This is a genomic window from Curtobacterium sp. AC268 (assembly GCF_979258745.1).
On record NZ_OZ409878.1, the window covers coordinates 2,033,425 to 2,048,773 of the forward strand.

Consider the following 15,349-nt stretch of genomic DNA (forward strand, 5'->3'; position numbering starts at 1 on the left):
GTAGAGACTACCCGCGTAACGGGACGAAATCAATCCGGGTCACCCCGGGAACCGACACCGTCATGAGCCGGTGTCGGAGGACCCGTTGCCCACCGCCGAGCGGAACGTGGCTCCGTCGCTCGAGAAGCCGGTGACGTACCCGCTCGCGTTCACGTTGAGCGGCCCCGCGGACGCCGTTCCGGTGCCGGCAGCACCCGAGATGTCGGCCGTGTACTTCGCCCGGCCGGGCGCCGTCGTCGTGATCAGCCAGCCGTTCGTCGTCCAGCTGCCGACCCGGACGGTGGGCCGCGTCTCGAGTGTCCACTTCTGGTTCGAGTACGTGTACGCGGGGTTCTGCCCGTACGCGTAGAAGCTGCACCCGGCGGGGGCGGCGTCGGTGGAGGCGATGCAGCCGTCCACCCAGTCGTCCACCGCTCGCTTGGCGGCCTGCTGCCCGGCGGTGGTCAGGGTCGTGGTCATCTGCACCGGGGTCGAGGTCGACCGCCCGAACCCGCTGACGCTCGCCGATCCCCCACTGGCCGTGGTCCACTTGCCGCCGTCGAAGGCGACGTCGTAGGTCCCGGGCAGCGCGCGGAGGCTCACGGTGCCGTCCTTCGCGGTCTTCACCTTGCTGCCGGCGACGGTGACCGCTGCGCCGGACGGCCCCCGCACGGCGACGTCGACCGAGCCGAGCTCGGGGGCCTGCAGCTCCCAGATCGGGAACACGCCCCAGTCCGTCCCGGTCTTGTCCAGCGTGAAGGTCGCGGCGACGTCCTGCCCGCCCTGGCGCAGGTAGGCGCGGACCGTCGCGGTGTCGCCCGCTGTCCGCGTCGCGGCGACGCGGTAGCCGGTGACCTTGTCCGATGCCTTCGCGTAGGCGGCTTCGCCGAGGAGCACGTCGGTCTTCTCGCGATCGATGCCCGCGTCGTCGAGGGCGTCGGCCACGCGTCCGGCCGTCAGGTCGTCGAGGAACGCCCGCACCGGACGGTCAGCAGAGTGCGAGGAGGAACCGATCGAGTACCCGACGACCCCGGCGACGAGCAGCAGGACGACCGCGGTGCCGCCCGAGACGATGCCGATGAGCTGACCACGGCGGAGCTTCCGGCGAGGACGCTGCGCCACCGGTCCGGGCATCCCGGGGAATCCGGGGGCTCCTGCAGCGGACGTTCCGTCGGTGCCACGGATCGAGTCCACCGGCGGGACGGCGCCCCAGCCGCCCTGCTGGTCCGGATCCTGCGCGTGCTGGTCGCTCATCGTTCCCCCGTTGCGTGTGCGTCGTGCCCTGCGAACACTACCGTCCGGCGGGTTCCTCGCCCGCGTTCGTCCGGTCGTGCCCGGAGCGCTCGTCAGGGCCGTCCGGACGCGTCGCGGCAGCGCCCGAGCCGCCTGCGGTCCGCGCCTGGTGTCGGGCCGTCGTGATCCCGCCGAGCACCGACAGGAGCGCCACCACGACGGACCCGACCACGAACGGCCCGAGGGCGTACCCCGCGGGGAAGACGAGGAGCTCCGTCGCGTCCGAGCGGACGAGCGTGTAGCCCACGGCCCCGACGCCGAGCATGACCAGGTAGACCGTCGCTGCGGCCACCAGGGCCGTCACGCCGGGGTTGCCGTCCCGCGCACCCGCCACGGTCGCGAGGAAGACCACCACCGCGGCGCCGACCACCATCGCGGGCCCGAGGTACGGGGTGGCGTCGAGCTGCGAGATGACCTCGACGTCGGCGAGCAGGGCTTCGAAGCCCGTGACGGCGATCACGAGCGCGATGAAGAGGACGGACGTCATCGTCGCGATCAACCACCGGGACATGCGCCGATCGTATCGCCGTCCGGCTGGTCAGCGAGCGGGTTCGGCGTGGCCCGTGTCGTCGGCGTGCTCGCGACGGTCCGCCCGGTCGGACTGCTCCTGCGCGGCGGCGACCAGGGCGAGCGCGATCGTCGCCGTGATGATCGGGACGGTCTCCGTCATGGGGGCGGGCGCCTCCCGCACTGCGGCGGGTGCGGCATCCGGCATCGTCGCGTCCGTCGGGTCGTCGGACTGGAGGCCCGTGGCGGCGTCCGCCTCGACGGTGCCCTCCGGCTCGTGGTCACGCAGCGCCGGGCCGATGACCGGCAGGACCCCGGTGGTCGCGGCCGGTTCGGCGTGCAGGACCGGCGGCTCGGTGGACACGGATCCGTCGCGCTTCGCCGCGCGACGCGCTCGGCCCATCTTCACCAGGACCACGACGGCGACGATCGCCCAGATCCCGTTGACGATCGTCGAGGGGACGGCGTGGTGCGCGGCGACGTTGATCGCCACCGCGAGGCCGCCGACCAGGTTGAACAGCTGGTAGAGCGGACCGTTCGAGATCTTGCCGGTGGAGAACAAGATGTAACCGGTTAGAACGGTTACGGCACCAAACCAACCAAGGAATTCCACGATTCCGACCAACACGCGCGACTCCGGGCACGACGAGGAACGGCCGGTTCGAGCCGACCGTTCGAGCGGGGATGAACAGCCGCGATCACGGCGTCAGGTGCATCGTAATCACAACGACGGGTGTCGCGGAAGTGGGGTCGGCGTGGCGTTGCCGACCCCGGTCTGTGGGGCGGGTTCAACCCTTCGCGGCGGTGTCCGACCCGGCGGTCAGGACGTACACGTAGCCACCGAACGTCCACGTCGTCGCAGCCGCCGCGGCGGGGTCGGTCGAGTCCTGCGAGACGGAGGAGGACACCGTGGTGACGAGGAAGAGCCGAGCGCCGTCCTGCATGCCCCCGACGAACGACAGGGCCTGGTCGAACGACCCGTCGACCGACACCGAGACGGGGATGGCCGAGAAGTTGGCGGCCGAGATCGCGGGATCGGTCAGCGGTGCCGTCGCTTCGTCGGTCGCACCGGTGGTCGGTTCGGCGGTCGCGCCATCGGTGGCTTCGGCCGCCGCGTCGGTCGCGGCGGCGGGTGCGGTGTATGCAATAGCGTCCGAGGTCGTGATCGCCGACACCTTCACGCCCGCCTTCGCGGCCACGCTGTCGACCGCGCCGTAGAAGGACGACATGCTCGCGCTCGAGGGCACCGAGGCGGTGAGCGCGGCGAGCTCCGCCTTGAGCTTCGGGAGGGACTCTGCCCGTTCCTTGAGCCGTGCGAGCTCCGCCGCCGTCGTCCGGTTCGTCGCGTCCACCGTCACCTGGTCGGTGCGGTCGCTCGCGGCCTGTGCGAGATGTGGCTGCACACCGAGGAAGAACCCCGCGAGCGCCACCACGACCATCGCCACGACGGCGAGGATCATGTTGAGTCGGTTGCGGGTCATCTCACTCGCCCTTGTCCTGGTACTTGCCGTCGAAGGCGGCCTGGTCGACGTGGATCGTCATGTTCACGGTGTAGGTACCGGTCGTCGGGTCGAGCGTGACCGAGTTCGCGGTCGCGTCGACGAAGCCCTTGAGCCCCTTGACGGCATCGAGCCACGACGGGACGGACGGCAGCGTCGGACTCTGCGCGTCGATGGTCAGGGTCGCGACACGCTGCCCCTGGAGCGGGGTGTCGGCCTGCGCGTAGGTCTCCAGCGGCGTGGCGGAGTCGATCGCGACGCCGGTGATCTCGACGCCCGCGGGGAGCGACGCCTTCAGCGAAGCGAGGTACGGCTGCCAGGCGATCTCCGTGGCCCCACCGACCGACTGCGCGGCTTCACGCAGCGCGGTACCGGCTTCCGTGTCCCGGACCTCGCGGTAGTTCGCCTGCTGCTGCAGGAGCGACAGGGTCTCCTCCTGCGCGTGGGTCAGGTCGTCGTGGGCCTGGCTGGACAGGAGGCTGGCGCCGGCGGTCGCGATCCCGACCACGATCGCCACGAGGACGACGCCGGCCCACATCCGACGGACGACACGGCGACTGCGTCGGTCGGCGAGGACCTCGGTGGGCAGGAGGTCGACGCTGGGGCGGCCCCCGACGACGATCTCGTTGGGGGCGGTGCGACGCTGGCGCTTGACGCGCTCGGCAGTCTCGGCGGCGACACGCAGGGCGGGGTCGGGCGCCGCTCCACGGCGGCGGCTCCGTCCAGCACGCGAGGGCTTCGACCTGGTCGTCTGGCTCATGCTGCCTTCCCTCCCGCGGCGAGTCCCCATGCGACCGCGATCGATGCCCCGTGTGCGTGCAGGTCTTCGACCCGGATGGACTTCGCGAGCGCGACGTTGGCGAACGGTGCCCCGAACCGGACGGGCGTCCGGGTGAACTCCGAGAGCGCTGCGGCGAAGCCGGGCAACGCAGCTGCACCACCGCAGAGCAGGATCTCGCCGACGGGTTCGGCGGGGTGTGTGTTGACGAAGTAGTTGACGGTGTTGCGGAGGCTGGAGAGCAGTTCGCCCATCGTCTCGCGGACCGCCGCCACCGCGAGTGCGTCGTCGCCCGTCCGCGCACGCTCCGGATCCATGCCGAGGTGGCGCTTGACGGCTTCGGCCGCTCCCTCGTCGATCGTCAACCGACCGGCGAGGAGCCGCGTGATGTCGTCACCACCGGTCGGCACGATGCGGACGAACTTCGGGACGCCGTCGGTGACGATGACGACGGTCGTCGTGTTGCCGCCGCACTCGACGATGGCGACCGTGCCCGACCGGTTCGCCGGCGCCAGCACGCGTGCCAGGGCGAACGGGATGAGGTCGACGCCGACCGGCTTGAGGCCCGCGTTCTGCACCGCGCGGATGTTGGCGAGCACGGCGTCCTTCACCGCGGCGACGAGGAGACCGCTCACGGTGGGGCCGTTCTCGCCCGTCTCCTCGCTCGTCGGGTAGAAGTCGAGGATGGCGTCTCCCACGGGCACCGGGAGCATGTCCTGCACCTGGAAGGGCAACGATTCGCGGATCTGCGCGATGGGGGCCTTCGGGACCGTCAGGTCGCGCGACAGCACTCGCTGGTTGCCCATGCCGAGCACGACGTCCTTCGAACGGAAGCGCCCCAGCGACCAGAGCTGTCGGAGCGCGCCCGCGACGGTGTTCGGCTCGAGCACCTCCCCCTGCTTCGTCGCGCCCGGGGGCACGGGGACCTCGGCGAACCGCAGGATCGTCGGCCTCGGCTTGTCGGCGTCCTGGACCTCGACAGCACGGATCGCGGCGGCGCCGATGTCGACGCCCACGATGCTCTTCGACATGGGTGGTCCTTCCGTGACCGTCTTCGGGTCGGTCTGGTGGGTCAGCGCGCGACGAGGCGTCAGGCGAGTCCGAGGAGGCGCAGGTAGCCGTCCCAGGCGGGGGCACCGACGGCGATGCCGAGCCAGGCACCCGCGAGCATCCAGGGGCCGAACGGGATCCCGCTGCGACGGCCCGCCCGGCGCACGACCAGGAGGACGACTGCGAAGGTACCTCCGAGCAGGAACGCCGCGAAAGAACCCACTGCGAGGGGTCCCCATCCGAGGTACGCGAGCACGAGGCCGAGCACGCCGGCGAGCTTGACGTCCCCGAGCCCCATCCCGCCGGGCACGGCCAGCGCGAGCGCGAGGTAGGTGCCACCGAGGACGACCAGGCCGATGAGCCCCCGGAGCGCGGCACCCCAGTCGCCGGACACCGCCGACGCCGCCAGCAGGAGCACGGGCAGCACGATGTAGGCCGGCAGCACGATCCGGTTCGGCAACGTGTGGGTGTCGAGGTCGATGAGCGTCAACGAGATGCTGATCGCCATCAGGTACAGGAGTGCGACGAGCAGGATCGCAGCGCGGATCGTTCCGGGGACGCCGTCCGGTGCCGCCAACGTCGACCACGATGCGAGTACCGAGAGCAGGGTCACCGCGACGAAGAGGAGGCCCGTGGCGGCTTCGACGAGCGGGTACCGGGCCGAGATGGGCGCGCCACAGTCGCGACACCGTGCACGCAGGACGAGCCAGGAGACCACGGGCACGTTGTCGCGGCGACGGATCTCGTGGCCGCACCCGGGGCAGGAGCTGGCCGGCACGACGACGGACATGCCCGCGGGCACCCGGTGGACGACGACGTTCAGGAACGACCCGATCGCGAGGCCGAGCACACCGACCAGCACGGCGACGAGGGGCGCCACAGCGGCGAGGGAAGACACGGTCACTTCCCCGTCGGAGAGCCGTCGGCGCGGAACGCCGTGGCCGACTCGGTCTCGGTCGTCACGCCGTACGTCGTCGACACGGGCTGCAGGAACTTCGGCGGGGCCGAGGTCTTCAGTCTGGTGTCGTACGCGTACGCCTTCGCGTAGCCGGTGAGGTACGAACCGTACGAGGTCCGCACCGACCCACGGAACTGCTGCGCGATCGAACCGTAGATGGTCAGGACCCCGAGGTTCGACCCGAACGCGCTGTTCTGCACGTTGAAGGTGCCGAGGTTGCTCGCGATGGCGGCATCGATCTCGATGTTCCGGGTCGGGGCGAGGTTGGCGGACGAACCCGACGAAGTGGAGCACGTGCTGCTCGTCCCGGAGGAGCACGAGATGGGGTTGTGGACGGACACTGCTCGCTGCCCCACGAGGCCGAGCATGTCGTCCGAGCCACGCCCGTTCTGGTAGACGATGCTCCCGGTCACGTAGACGAAGTTCTCGGCGGCCAGGGTCATCTGCCCTCCGAACGAACCCGACACGAAGACGTCGCCGTTCCGGCATCCGTAGTACCCGGAGTCACCGAGGCTGCCGGTGAACTCGTTGCTCTTCGGGTAGCCGAGTCCGTTCCCGTAGTCAGAGGTGGTCTTGCCGCTGGCGTCCTTCACGTTCTGCTGGCAGTAGACCGGCGAACCGGCGTTCACGGTCCCGTTCACGGTTCCGCCCGGGGGCGGTGTCGTGTTGGGCGCCCAGTAGTTGGGGTCTCCGCTGGCGCTCGGGACCGTCTGCACGAAGACCAGGTTCGACGGCAGGGTCGGGATGACCGCTCCCGCACCGGTCAGCGCCGAGACCGATCCACAGAGTGCGTCGTTCGTGCTGCCGCTGGTGATCGTGCCGTTCGCGGCGCCGGAGAGCTGGGTCTTCTTCGTCCACGGTGAGACGACGCGCATCTTGCCACCGGACAGGAAGGTGATCGACGTCGGCCCGGTGTAGATGCAGCCGGGCTTCGCAACCTTGTCGGGGATGTCCGTCCGTGCTTCCTGCTTCATGTTCGCGTTCGTGCTCGGCATCGGGAGGGTGCCCCTGTTCTGGATCAGACCGCCGTTGAACTTCGTCGAGGTCCGGCACGACGAGTCGACCTTCGTCTCCTTGCTCGTGTAGAAGAAGTCGGCTGCTCCGGTGTCGTACACGGCCTGGTTGAACGTCGCACCGCAGGCGGTGATGACGTCGTTCGTCCGGACGGGGCCGTCGAGCGTGTCACCCGCTCCGAACTGCACCGCGTCGCAGCTGGTGTAGTAGTTCCAGTTGCTGTCGTTGCGGTGCGCCGAGGTGCACCGCGTCGTCGTCGCAGCGCCACTCGTCGTCGTGGTGGTCTCACCGGTGAGGCCGGGGTCCTGCGACTCGTAGTTCGTGAACCAGAGGTAGTTCACGAAGCCGTCACCGCGCAGGTCGACGACGAGCGTCCGGGTCGCGTCGTCCGCCTTGCCGGTGACACGGAGACGGACCTTGCCGGTGTTCGCGTAGGCGGAGTTGTCGACCTCGTACCGGTAGAACTGGTCGGTGCTCCCCACGACCGGCGCCCAGGTCCCGCCCACGGTCGTCCCGAAGGCCTTGTTCGCGGTGTCGGTGGAGTACGTGCTCTCACCCGAGAACGGGGTCCGCACCCCGTACCTCACGTACGCGTTGTCCGCCGCGAGACGTCCCTGGTAGTCCGACAGGCCGGCGTACGCCGCAGCCATCGCCTTGTTGTAGTCGTCGTCGTTCGACGCCTTCGTCGCGCCGCTCGTCGCGGTCGCGACCACCAGCGAGAGCACGATCATGAGCACCGCGCCGAGGCCGATGACCGCCGCGAGTGCCACGCCACGTTCGTCGTCACGGCTTCGGAGGGCACGGACAAGTCGGATGAGCATCATGACTCCGTCGCTGCGCCGTAGTCGAGGTTGCGCAGGTTGATGTTCGCTTGGAAGGTGGTGTCGTTCGCGGTCGTCCCCGTCACGGATCCGACCGTGAGGGCCACGTCGACCGATCGGATCGAGTCGAGGGTTGCGGCTGTCGGGGTGACGACGCCACCGGCGGCGTTCCGGTAGCTGAACAGCGGGCTGCTGCCGGCGCTCGTCCGGATGACGTCGGCCAGCACGATGGTCTTCGTCGTGCCGGTGAACGTGCAGTACCCGTTCGCCGGGCAGTCGCCGCGCTGGAGCTGCATGCGGAGCTTCGTGCCCTGCGTGTCGATCGTGACCTTGGTGAGCCCGGCCCGGGACGTGGAGAGGTCGACGCCGGAGTAGAACCGCATGCTCGTGGCCGTCGCGCTCTCGAACGCCGCCAGGTTCGTCGTCTTCGTCAGCTGCACGCGGGACGCTTCGCGCAGGTACCGGCTCACCTGCGTCATGGAGGTCGTGCCCTGCCGCGTGCTGTCGTTGACCGACGAGACCGTCCGCTGGGCCTTGATCATCGAGACGAAGAAGCTCCCGACCAACGTGAGCAGCAGTGACGTGACGAGCATCGCCACGAGGAGTTCGACGAGCGTGATGCCCCGTTGCTCCGAGTGGAGACGACGGATGATCGCCCGCATCAGCTGACCGGCCTGGGATCGACCATCACGGAACCACTCCGGACGGCGCCGTTCGTGACCATCGCGGCGTTCTCGTTCGTGAGGGCGAGGGCGTTCGTGGTGGATCCGGCCGTGTCCCCGGAGTAGATCTTCCAGGTCCCCCACGGCAACGCGATCGACGCAGTGCCCGCTGCGAGCTTCGGGAACTGCAGGGTCATCCCTGCGGCGCAGCCCGGGTCGCCGTTCACGGGCGTCGTCGTCTTCGCGGTCAGGAACTTGCCCGCCGTCAGACCCGAGAGCTTGACCGCCCCCATCTGCACGGTGATCGTCGCCTTGTTGTTCAGGGGCTCCGAGGGTGTCCCGACCTTCGACTTCGCATTCGGGGTCGTCCAGGACCCCGGCTCAGGGCTGAGACAGGTCGACGACGAGGTACCCGACGCGTCGACGACGTACGACCCGGCGACCACCCGGTAGCTCCCGTACGGGAACAGCGACGCCGAGCTGGCGGTGTTCGTCAGTTGGGTGGTGCCGGAGGTCGGGTTGATGAGCGTCGTCGGCATGTTGGTGGGGAGCATCGCGCCCACGTCCGGCGTGGACGTGTACGTGAACGTGTACTTCGCTGCCACGTCGAAGCTGAACGCGGCAGCCCCGGACGCGCCCGCAGCGACGGTGATCGTCTGCGATGACGGGCTGACCTGCTGGTTCGAGTCGACGTAGCCGCTCCGAGCGATCTTCACCGAGTAGGTGCCGGGAGCGACTCCGGAGACGTAGGTGCACCCCTCGGCGTCGGTTGCGGGCATGGTGACCCCGTCCGGGCCGGTGACGGTCGGGATGATCCCGGACACCCCGACGCCGTTCGCGTTCGTGACCCCGATCAGGATCGAACCCGTGCTGTCCGAGTTGATGTTCGTCAACGGAGCGATGGCGCTCGACATGGTGACCTGCTGCGAGCCGGACGACGATGCACTCGTCTTCCAGCTGACCGTGACGGTGACGGCTTTGTAGGACAGCACGCCTTCGCCGGTGCCGCAGGCCGTCGCGCTTCCCGACGACCGGGTCCACGACACCTTGCGCGTGAGGGCGAACGTCTGGTTACCGACCTTCGGCGAATCGGTACCGCTCTTGATGTCGAAGATGCTGGGGAGGTCGCGGAGGCCGTCGATGTCCTCCATCGCGATCGTCGACGCGACCTCTCGAGCACGGGTGTCCTTCGAGAGCACGAGAGAAGCGGTGATGCCGGCGGCGATGCCGGCGGCGATCAGGGCGAAGATCGTCATGGCGACCATCACCTCGATGATCGTGAAGCCGTCCTCGTCCTCACGGGCGGAACGCAGTCGCTCGGCGATGCGCGAGATCATGTCGTCCCTTCTGCTGGTCGTGCTGGTGGGCAAGGGGGGGCACCAGGGCGAACTCGCCCTGGTGCCCCCTTTGCCCCGTTGGTCAGGATGCCTTCGTGAACACGCCTGCAGAGCAACTTCCCTCGGCGACACCGGAAGCATCCGTCGCGCCGAAGGTCTTGCCGGTTGCCGTGCTCTTGCCCTGGATGCAGAACGCGGACTTGTCGGCGTTCACCGTGTAGGTGAGCGTCGTGTCCGTCCCCGCGGTACTTCCCGCAGCCTTGTACGGGTCTGCCGCGAACTGGGCGGCGCTGATCGAAGCGGGAAGCGTCCCGGCGTCGGACTGCGTGACCACGGTCACGACGGCGGTCTTCGCGTTGGAGATGTCGGACTTGACAGCCGAGTTCTTCGCGTTGTTCTGCACGCTGATGTACACCGGGATGGCGATCGCGGCGAGGATGCCGATGATGATGACGACGACGAGGAGCTCGATGAGCGTGAAGCCCTTCTCGCCGTCCTTCAGGAGACCCTTGCGGCGAGCGTCGAGCTTGCCCATGAGAGCGAAGTACATGGTTTTTCCATTCTGCGGGGAATGTCGGGGAAATGGGTTCGGGGCTTGCTCGGCCGCCGCAGATCAGCGTATTGGGGGCGCATCCAGTGGCCAATCCCGAGAACGGGGGCCATGCTGGGCGCAAAACACCCCCAGTGCGGGGGAGGGCCGATATCGACAATGCCCCCGCATGGGGGTGGAATGACTAGGAAGCGTTCTGCACGACGTTGGTGATCTGGAAGATCGGCATGTAGAGCGCGATGATCATCCCGCCCACCACCACCCCCAGGAAAGCGATGAGCAGCGGCTCGATCAGCGAGGTCAGGGCGTCGGTGGTCGCCTCGACTTCGGCGTCGTAGAACACCGCGATCTTCTCGAGCATGATCTCGAGGGAACCGGCGTCTTCACCGACCGCGACCATTTGCGTCACCATCGGCGGGAAAACAGATTGTGCGGCGAGCGGAACCGCGATGGATTCGCCTTTCCGCACGGCCTCGGCGACATTGTCGAGCGCACGCTTCACGACGAAGTTGTTCGACACTTCCCCGACGATCCGCAATGCCTGCAGAATGGGAACACCCGCGCCGATCATGTTCGAGAAGTTGCGCGCGAACCGAGCAATGACGATCTTCTTCTGCAGCGGGCCGAAGACCGGCAGTTTCAAGGTGATCGGATCGATGAACGCCCGGACGCGTTCGGTGTTCTTGTTCGCCCGCCACCAGAGCCACGCCAGCACGACGACGATCGCGAGCGGGATCGCGACGTACCGCATGGCGTGCGAGAGGGAGACGAGGATCTGCGTCGGCAGCGGGAGCGTTCCGCCGAGCGACGAGAACATGTCCTGGAAGATCGGGACGATGAAGATGAGCATGATGGCGACCGCCACCAGTGACATCACGAGCACGACCACCGGGTAGGTCATCGCCGACTTGATCGTCGAGCGGAGCTTGTGCTCCTTCTCGAAGTTCATCGCGATGGAGTCCATGGCCTGGTCGAGGAAGCCGCCGGTCTCCCCCGCGCGGATCATGTTGATCATGATCGGCGGGAAGTCGACCGGGTACTTCGCGACGGCGTCGGAGAACGAGACACCGCGCTCGACGTCGTCGCGGACCTTGCCGAGGATGTCCTTGAGCTTCTTGTTCTCGGTCTGGTCGGACAGGATCGTCAGGGTCCGCAGGAGCGAGAGCCCCGAGGTGAGCATCGTCGAGGCCTGCCGCGACATGATCGCGAGGTCCTTGAGCCCGACGCCCTTCTCGAACCCGGGGATCTTGATCTCGGTCTGCAGCCCGGTGCCGGCCTTGGCCTCGGTGATGGCGATCGGTGAGACGCCCATCCCCCGGAGGCGCTGGACGACGGCTCCTTCGGACGCGGCGTCGAGGCGGCCCTTGACGAGCTTGCCGGCGCCGTCACGCCCGCGGTAGTCGAACGCGAGTGACATCAGTAGCCTCCGGAGAACTTGTCGCCGAAGTCGATGCCGCTGGCGGCGATCGCGGCGGCCGAGGAGTCGGACGGGGACTCGACGCGCTGGACGAGCCGGTCGAAGCCCTCTTCGTCGTGGACCTTCTCCATCGCGGCCTTGCGCGAGATGGTGCCGACGTTGACCAGTTCGGCGAGGTCCTGGTCCATGGTGTGCATGCCGAGGTCACGGCCGGCCTGCATGGCGGAGGTGATCTGGTACGTCTTGCCCTCGCGGATGAGGTTGCCGATGGCCGGGGTGATCGTCATGATCTCGGTCGCGACGACCCGACCGACGCCGTTGGCCTTCGGGACGAGGGTCTGGCAGACGACGCCCTGCAGGGTGGCCGCGAGCTGTGTGCGGATCTGCCCCTGCTGGTGCGGCGGGAAGACGTCGATGACGCGGTCGATCGTGCCGGGTGCGCTCTGCGTGTGCAGGGTGGCGAACACCAGGTGGCCGGTCTCGGCGGCGGTGAGCGCGACGGAGATGGTCTCGAGGTCGCGGAGCTCACCGATCAGGATGACGTCGGGGTCCTGCCGTAGCACGTGCTTGAGCGCCGAGGCGAAGGAGTGGGTGTCGGCGCCGACCTCGCGCTGGTTGATGATCGACCGCTTGTGGTCGTGCATGAACTCGATCGGGTCCTCGACCGTCACGATGTGGTCGGCACGGCTCTCGTTGACCAGGTCGATGAGCGCGGCGAGGGTGGTCGACTTGCCCGAGCCGGTCGGGCCGGTGACGAGGACCAGGCCACGGGGCAGGCCGGCGAAGTCGCCGACGTGCGCGGGGATGCCGAGCTGCTTGAGCGTCTTGATCCTGGTGGGGATGATGCGGAACGCCGCACCCCAGTTGCCGCGCTGCTGGTAGTAGTTCACGCGGAAGCGGTACTCCGGCGACAGCGAGTACGCGAAGTCGAGCTCCTGGTCGTGGTCGAACTGCCCGGCCTGTTCGACGGACAGCAGCGTCTTCAGTGCCGCGATGACCTTGCCACGGGACCACGCGCCTCCGGGCACGGCCGGCCGGAGCGAGCCGTCGACGCGGACGGTGGGTGGGGCGTCGGCCGTGACGTGCAGGTCGGAGGCCCCCTGGTAGACGACCTGCGCCAGTGCGGTGATGAGGTCGGGGTCGGCGACCTCACGCGCGTGTCGGGCGAAGTCGATGTCACCGGCCGACGCCGCGGCGGGGGCGGGAACCGGAGTGGGTGCCGCCGGTGCGGCGTGGTGGGCGCCGCTGTAGGCGATGGCCGGCAGCTGCTGGGTCGCGGGCTCGGCGTACCCGTAGATGGCGGTCGAGGACGGCACCGCGGCGGGCGGCGTCGCCGGAGCGGTGGCGGACTGTGCCACGGGCGCAGCGACCGGACCACCCACGGGCCCGGCGACCGGGCTGGCCACCGGCGTGCCGGTGGGCGCGGGCCACACCGCCGAGTCGTCCGTCAGGTCGTAGACCTGCTCGGGCGGGGCGGCAGCCGCCGCGGCCAGACGCGCGGCACGGCGGGAGCCGACCTCGGCGCCGGGGGTGCCGGGGTGCCATCCGGCGACGGGCTCGTCGCCGGGCATGGTGATGTCGTACACGGAGTCGGTCATCTGCTCGTCCTGTTCCCCGGTCACGCGACGACGCGCAGGATCTCGTCGACGCTCGTCATGCCGAGCTTGACCTTCTCGAAGCCGTCCTGGCGGAGCGTGAGCATGCCCTGCTGCTGGGCGACGCGGCTGATCTCCGCGCTCGAGGCGCGACCGACGGCGAGCCGCTCGATCTCCTCGGTCACGGTCATGACCTCGTGCAGGGCGATGCGGCCGCGGTACCCGGTGTTCGAGCACACCGCGCAGCCGACCGGGGCGAAGAACGCGGGCATCTCGTCGCCGGGGGCCAGGAACCCGAGTGCCTGGAGCTGCTCGATCTCGTACACGGCGGGCGCCTTGCACCGGTCGCACAGTCGGCGGGCGAGTCGCTGGGCGACGACGGAGTCGAGGGCGGACCCGACCAGGAACGGCTCGATGTCCATCTCGGTCAGGCGGGTCACGGCCGACGGCGCGTCGTTGGTGTGCAGGGTCGAGAGCACGAGGTGCCCGGTGAGCGACGCCTCGATCGCGATCTGCGCGGTCTCGTGGTCGCGGATCTCGCCGAGGAGCACGACATCGGGGTCGGACCGGAGGATCGAGCGGAGCGCGGACGCGAACGTCAGGCCGGCCTTCGGGTTGACCTGCACCTGGTTGATGCCGGCCATCCGGTACTCGACCGGGTCCTCCACCGTGATGACGTTGATCTCGGGCTTCGCCACGGCGTTGAGGGTCGTGTACAGCGTCGTCGACTTGCCCGAACCGGTGGGACCCGTGACCAGGATCATGCCGTACGGCTTCGAGTAGGACCGCTGGTACGCCTGGAAGTTCTGCTCGAGGAGGTTGAGGTCCTTGAGGGTCAGCGAGGTGTTCGTGTTGTCGAGGATCCGCATGACGACCTTCTCGCCCCAAACGGTGGGCAGCGTCGCGACACGGAGGTCGATCTGCCGGCCGCCGTGCCGCACGGACATGCGGCCGTCCTGCGGCTTGCGACGCTCGGCGATGTCGATGTCGCTCATGATCTTCAGGCGGCTGATCACGCCGTTCTGGATGTTCTTCGGCGCCGGCGCCATCTCGTGCAGCACGCCGTCGATGCGGTACCGGATCCGGACCTCGTGCTCGCCGGGCTCGATGTGGATGTCGGACGCGTGGTCCTGGATGGCCTGCGACACGAGCAGGTTCACGAAGCGGACGATCGGCACGTCGTCGAGGGCGCCGTCGGCGATGTCGACCTGCGCCTTCGAGGTCGTCGACGCTTCTTCTTCGAGCGACGACGTCAGGTCGTTCAGCTCGTCGTCGGCGCGCAGGTACCGGTCGAGGGCAGCGACGAGGTCGCGCTCCTCGACCTGCAGCGGCTTGATCGCCCGGCCGGATGCCGTCCGGGCGTCGTCGATGGCGAGCACGTTCGTGGGGTTCACCATCGCGAGGATGAGCAGGTCGCCCTCGAACCCGACGCCGAGTACACCGTGTCGACGGCACAGTGCCGCCGGCAGGATCGACACCGCGGTGCCGTCGACGGGGTAGTCGCTCAGCGGGACGGTGCGGGAGTTGTTCGACGCGGCCCGGGCGGTGATGAACTGGGCCTCGCTCACGACGCCCTGGTCGACCAGGCCGCGGATGGCGCGCTCGTCGAGGTCCTCGTCACCCGTCATCGCATCGAGGTGCTCGATCGGCAGGGCGCCGTTCAGGATGAGGATCTCGGACAGGGTCGCCATGAGTCCCGTGCCTCCTTGGACTCGCGCACGGCGAGACGTCGTCGGGTGATGCGCCACCAGGGATGTGGCGCCCGACCACGCTACTTCTGGGGCCCTCGCCGACCGCAGTCCCAGAAAGAGGGGGCGGAGGGGGTCCGGCTGCACCCAGAACTGGGGTCCACGACCGGTTCGGCCCCGGTCCGGGGGACGCCTCGGCCG

Annotated in this window: 14 protein-coding genes; all 14 read right to left on the reverse strand. The window is 68.9% G+C overall.

Translation table 11 applies throughout. The features are described from left to right. Positions 1-60: 60 nt before the first annotated feature. Positions 61-1,233, reverse strand: coding sequence for a hypothetical protein (locus ACZZ9K_RS09620; protein WP_463443920.1), 1,173 nt, complete (start codon positions 1,231-1,233; stop codon positions 61-63). 37 nt (positions 1,234-1,270) lie between these two features. Continuing rightward, positions 1,271-1,783 carry a DUF6121 family protein gene (locus ACZZ9K_RS09625; RefSeq protein WP_463443921.1) on the reverse strand — a complete coding sequence of 171 codons (513 nt, stop codon included), beginning with the start codon at positions 1,781-1,783 and terminating at the stop codon, positions 1,271-1,273. Positions 1,784-1,810: 27 nt separating this feature from the next. Then, entirely contained in the window at positions 1,811-2,407 is a 597-nt protein-coding gene (locus ACZZ9K_RS09630; protein WP_463443922.1) for a CBU_0592 family membrane protein, read from the reverse strand. A gap of 160 nt (positions 2,408-2,567) precedes the next feature. Further along, entirely contained in the window at positions 2,568-3,260 is a 693-nt protein-coding gene (locus tag ACZZ9K_RS09635; protein WP_463443923.1) for a hypothetical protein, read from the reverse strand. Position 3,261: 1 nt separating this feature from the next. Continuing rightward, positions 3,262-4,038, reverse strand: a complete 777-nt coding sequence (locus tag ACZZ9K_RS09640; protein ID WP_111123210.1) for a hypothetical protein — start codon at positions 4,036-4,038, stop codon at positions 3,262-3,264. After that, a complete protein-coding gene (gene pilM / locus ACZZ9K_RS09645; protein ID WP_111123209.1) occupies positions 4,035-5,087 on the reverse strand; it encodes a type IV pilus assembly protein PilM in 1,053 nt (350 codons plus the stop codon). The genes ACZZ9K_RS09640 and pilM overlap by 4 nt, the downstream gene beginning before the upstream one ends. 59 nt (positions 5,088-5,146) lie before the next feature. Then, positions 5,147-6,010, reverse strand: coding sequence for a prepilin peptidase (locus ACZZ9K_RS09650; RefSeq protein WP_463443924.1), 864 nt, complete (start codon positions 6,008-6,010; stop codon positions 5,147-5,149). After that, the gene (locus ACZZ9K_RS09655; RefSeq protein WP_463443925.1) at positions 6,007-7,848 is read right to left on the reverse strand and encodes a hypothetical protein; all 1,842 of its coding nucleotides are present in this window, start codon (positions 7,846-7,848) and stop codon (positions 6,007-6,009) included. Before ACZZ9K_RS09655 ends, ACZZ9K_RS09650 begins: the two co-directional genes overlap by 4 nt. A gap of 50 nt (positions 7,849-7,898) precedes the next feature. Beyond that, positions 7,899-8,561 (reverse strand): prepilin-type N-terminal cleavage/methylation domain-containing protein, encoded by a 663-nt coding sequence (locus ACZZ9K_RS09660; RefSeq protein ID WP_463443926.1) that lies wholly within the window; start codon positions 8,559-8,561, stop codon positions 7,899-7,901. Beyond that, positions 8,561-9,898: a prepilin-type N-terminal cleavage/methylation domain-containing protein gene (locus ACZZ9K_RS09665; protein WP_463443927.1), complete on the reverse strand. Its 1,338-nt coding sequence runs from the start codon at positions 9,896-9,898 to the stop codon at positions 8,561-8,563. Before ACZZ9K_RS09665 ends, ACZZ9K_RS09660 begins: the two co-directional genes overlap by 1 nt. 82 nt (positions 9,899-9,980) lie before the next feature. Continuing rightward, the gene (locus ACZZ9K_RS09670) at positions 9,981-10,448 is read right to left on the reverse strand and encodes a type II secretion system protein (RefSeq protein WP_463443928.1); all 468 of its coding nucleotides are present in this window, start codon (positions 10,446-10,448) and stop codon (positions 9,981-9,983) included. A 184-nt stretch (positions 10,449-10,632) separates the two neighbouring features. Then, positions 10,633-11,865, reverse strand: a complete 1,233-nt coding sequence (locus tag ACZZ9K_RS09675) for a type II secretion system F family protein (RefSeq protein ID WP_463443929.1) — start codon at positions 11,863-11,865, stop codon at positions 10,633-10,635. Then, a complete protein-coding gene (locus ACZZ9K_RS09680; protein WP_463443930.1) occupies positions 11,865-13,463 on the reverse strand; it encodes a type IV pilus twitching motility protein PilT in 1,599 nt (532 codons plus the stop codon). Before ACZZ9K_RS09680 ends, ACZZ9K_RS09675 begins: the two co-directional genes overlap by 1 nt. Positions 13,464-13,483: 20 nt before the next feature. Beyond that, positions 13,484-15,151 carry a GspE/PulE family protein gene (locus tag ACZZ9K_RS09685; protein ID WP_111234628.1) on the reverse strand — a complete coding sequence of 556 codons (1,668 nt, stop codon included), beginning with the start codon at positions 15,149-15,151 and terminating at the stop codon, positions 13,484-13,486. Positions 15,152-15,349: the final 198 nt, after the last annotated feature.

Bases quoted from the DNA above. Each gene is read 5' to 3' on its own strand.
- ACZZ9K_RS09665 (WP_463443927.1), bottom strand. From the start codon at position 9,898: ATGATCTCGCGCATCGCCGAGCGACTGCGTTCCGCCCGTGAGGACGAG.
- ACZZ9K_RS09640 (WP_111123210.1), bottom strand. From the start codon at position 4,038: ATGAGCCAGACGACCAGGTCGAAGCCCTCGCGTGCTGGACGGAGCCGC.
- ACZZ9K_RS09620 (WP_463443920.1), bottom strand. From the start codon at position 1,233: ATGAGCGACCAGCACGCGCAGGATCCGGACCAGCAGGGCGGCTGGGGC.
- pilM (WP_111123209.1), bottom strand. From the start codon at position 5,087: ATGTCGAAGAGCATCGTGGGCGTCGACATCGGCGCCGCCGCGATCCGT.
- ACZZ9K_RS09680 (WP_463443930.1), bottom strand. From the start codon at position 13,463: ATGACCGACTCCGTGTACGACATCACCATGCCCGGCGACGAGCCCGTC.
- ACZZ9K_RS09625 (WP_463443921.1), bottom strand. From the start codon at position 1,783: ATGTCCCGGTGGTTGATCGCGACGATGACGTCCGTCCTCTTCATCGCG.
- ACZZ9K_RS09635 (WP_463443923.1), bottom strand. From the start codon at position 3,260: ATGACCCGCAACCGACTCAACATGATCCTCGCCGTCGTGGCGATGGTC.
- ACZZ9K_RS09675 (WP_463443929.1), bottom strand. From the start codon at position 11,865: ATGTCACTCGCGTTCGACTACCGCGGGCGTGACGGCGCCGGCAAGCTC.
- ACZZ9K_RS09670 (WP_463443928.1), bottom strand. From the start codon at position 10,448: ATGTACTTCGCTCTCATGGGCAAGCTCGACGCTCGCCGCAAGGGTCTC.
- ACZZ9K_RS09660 (WP_463443926.1), bottom strand. From the start codon at position 8,561: ATGCGGGCGATCATCCGTCGTCTCCACTCGGAGCAACGGGGCATCACG.
- ACZZ9K_RS09685 (WP_111234628.1), bottom strand. From the start codon at position 15,151: ATGGCGACCCTGTCCGAGATCCTCATCCTGAACGGCGCCCTGCCGATC.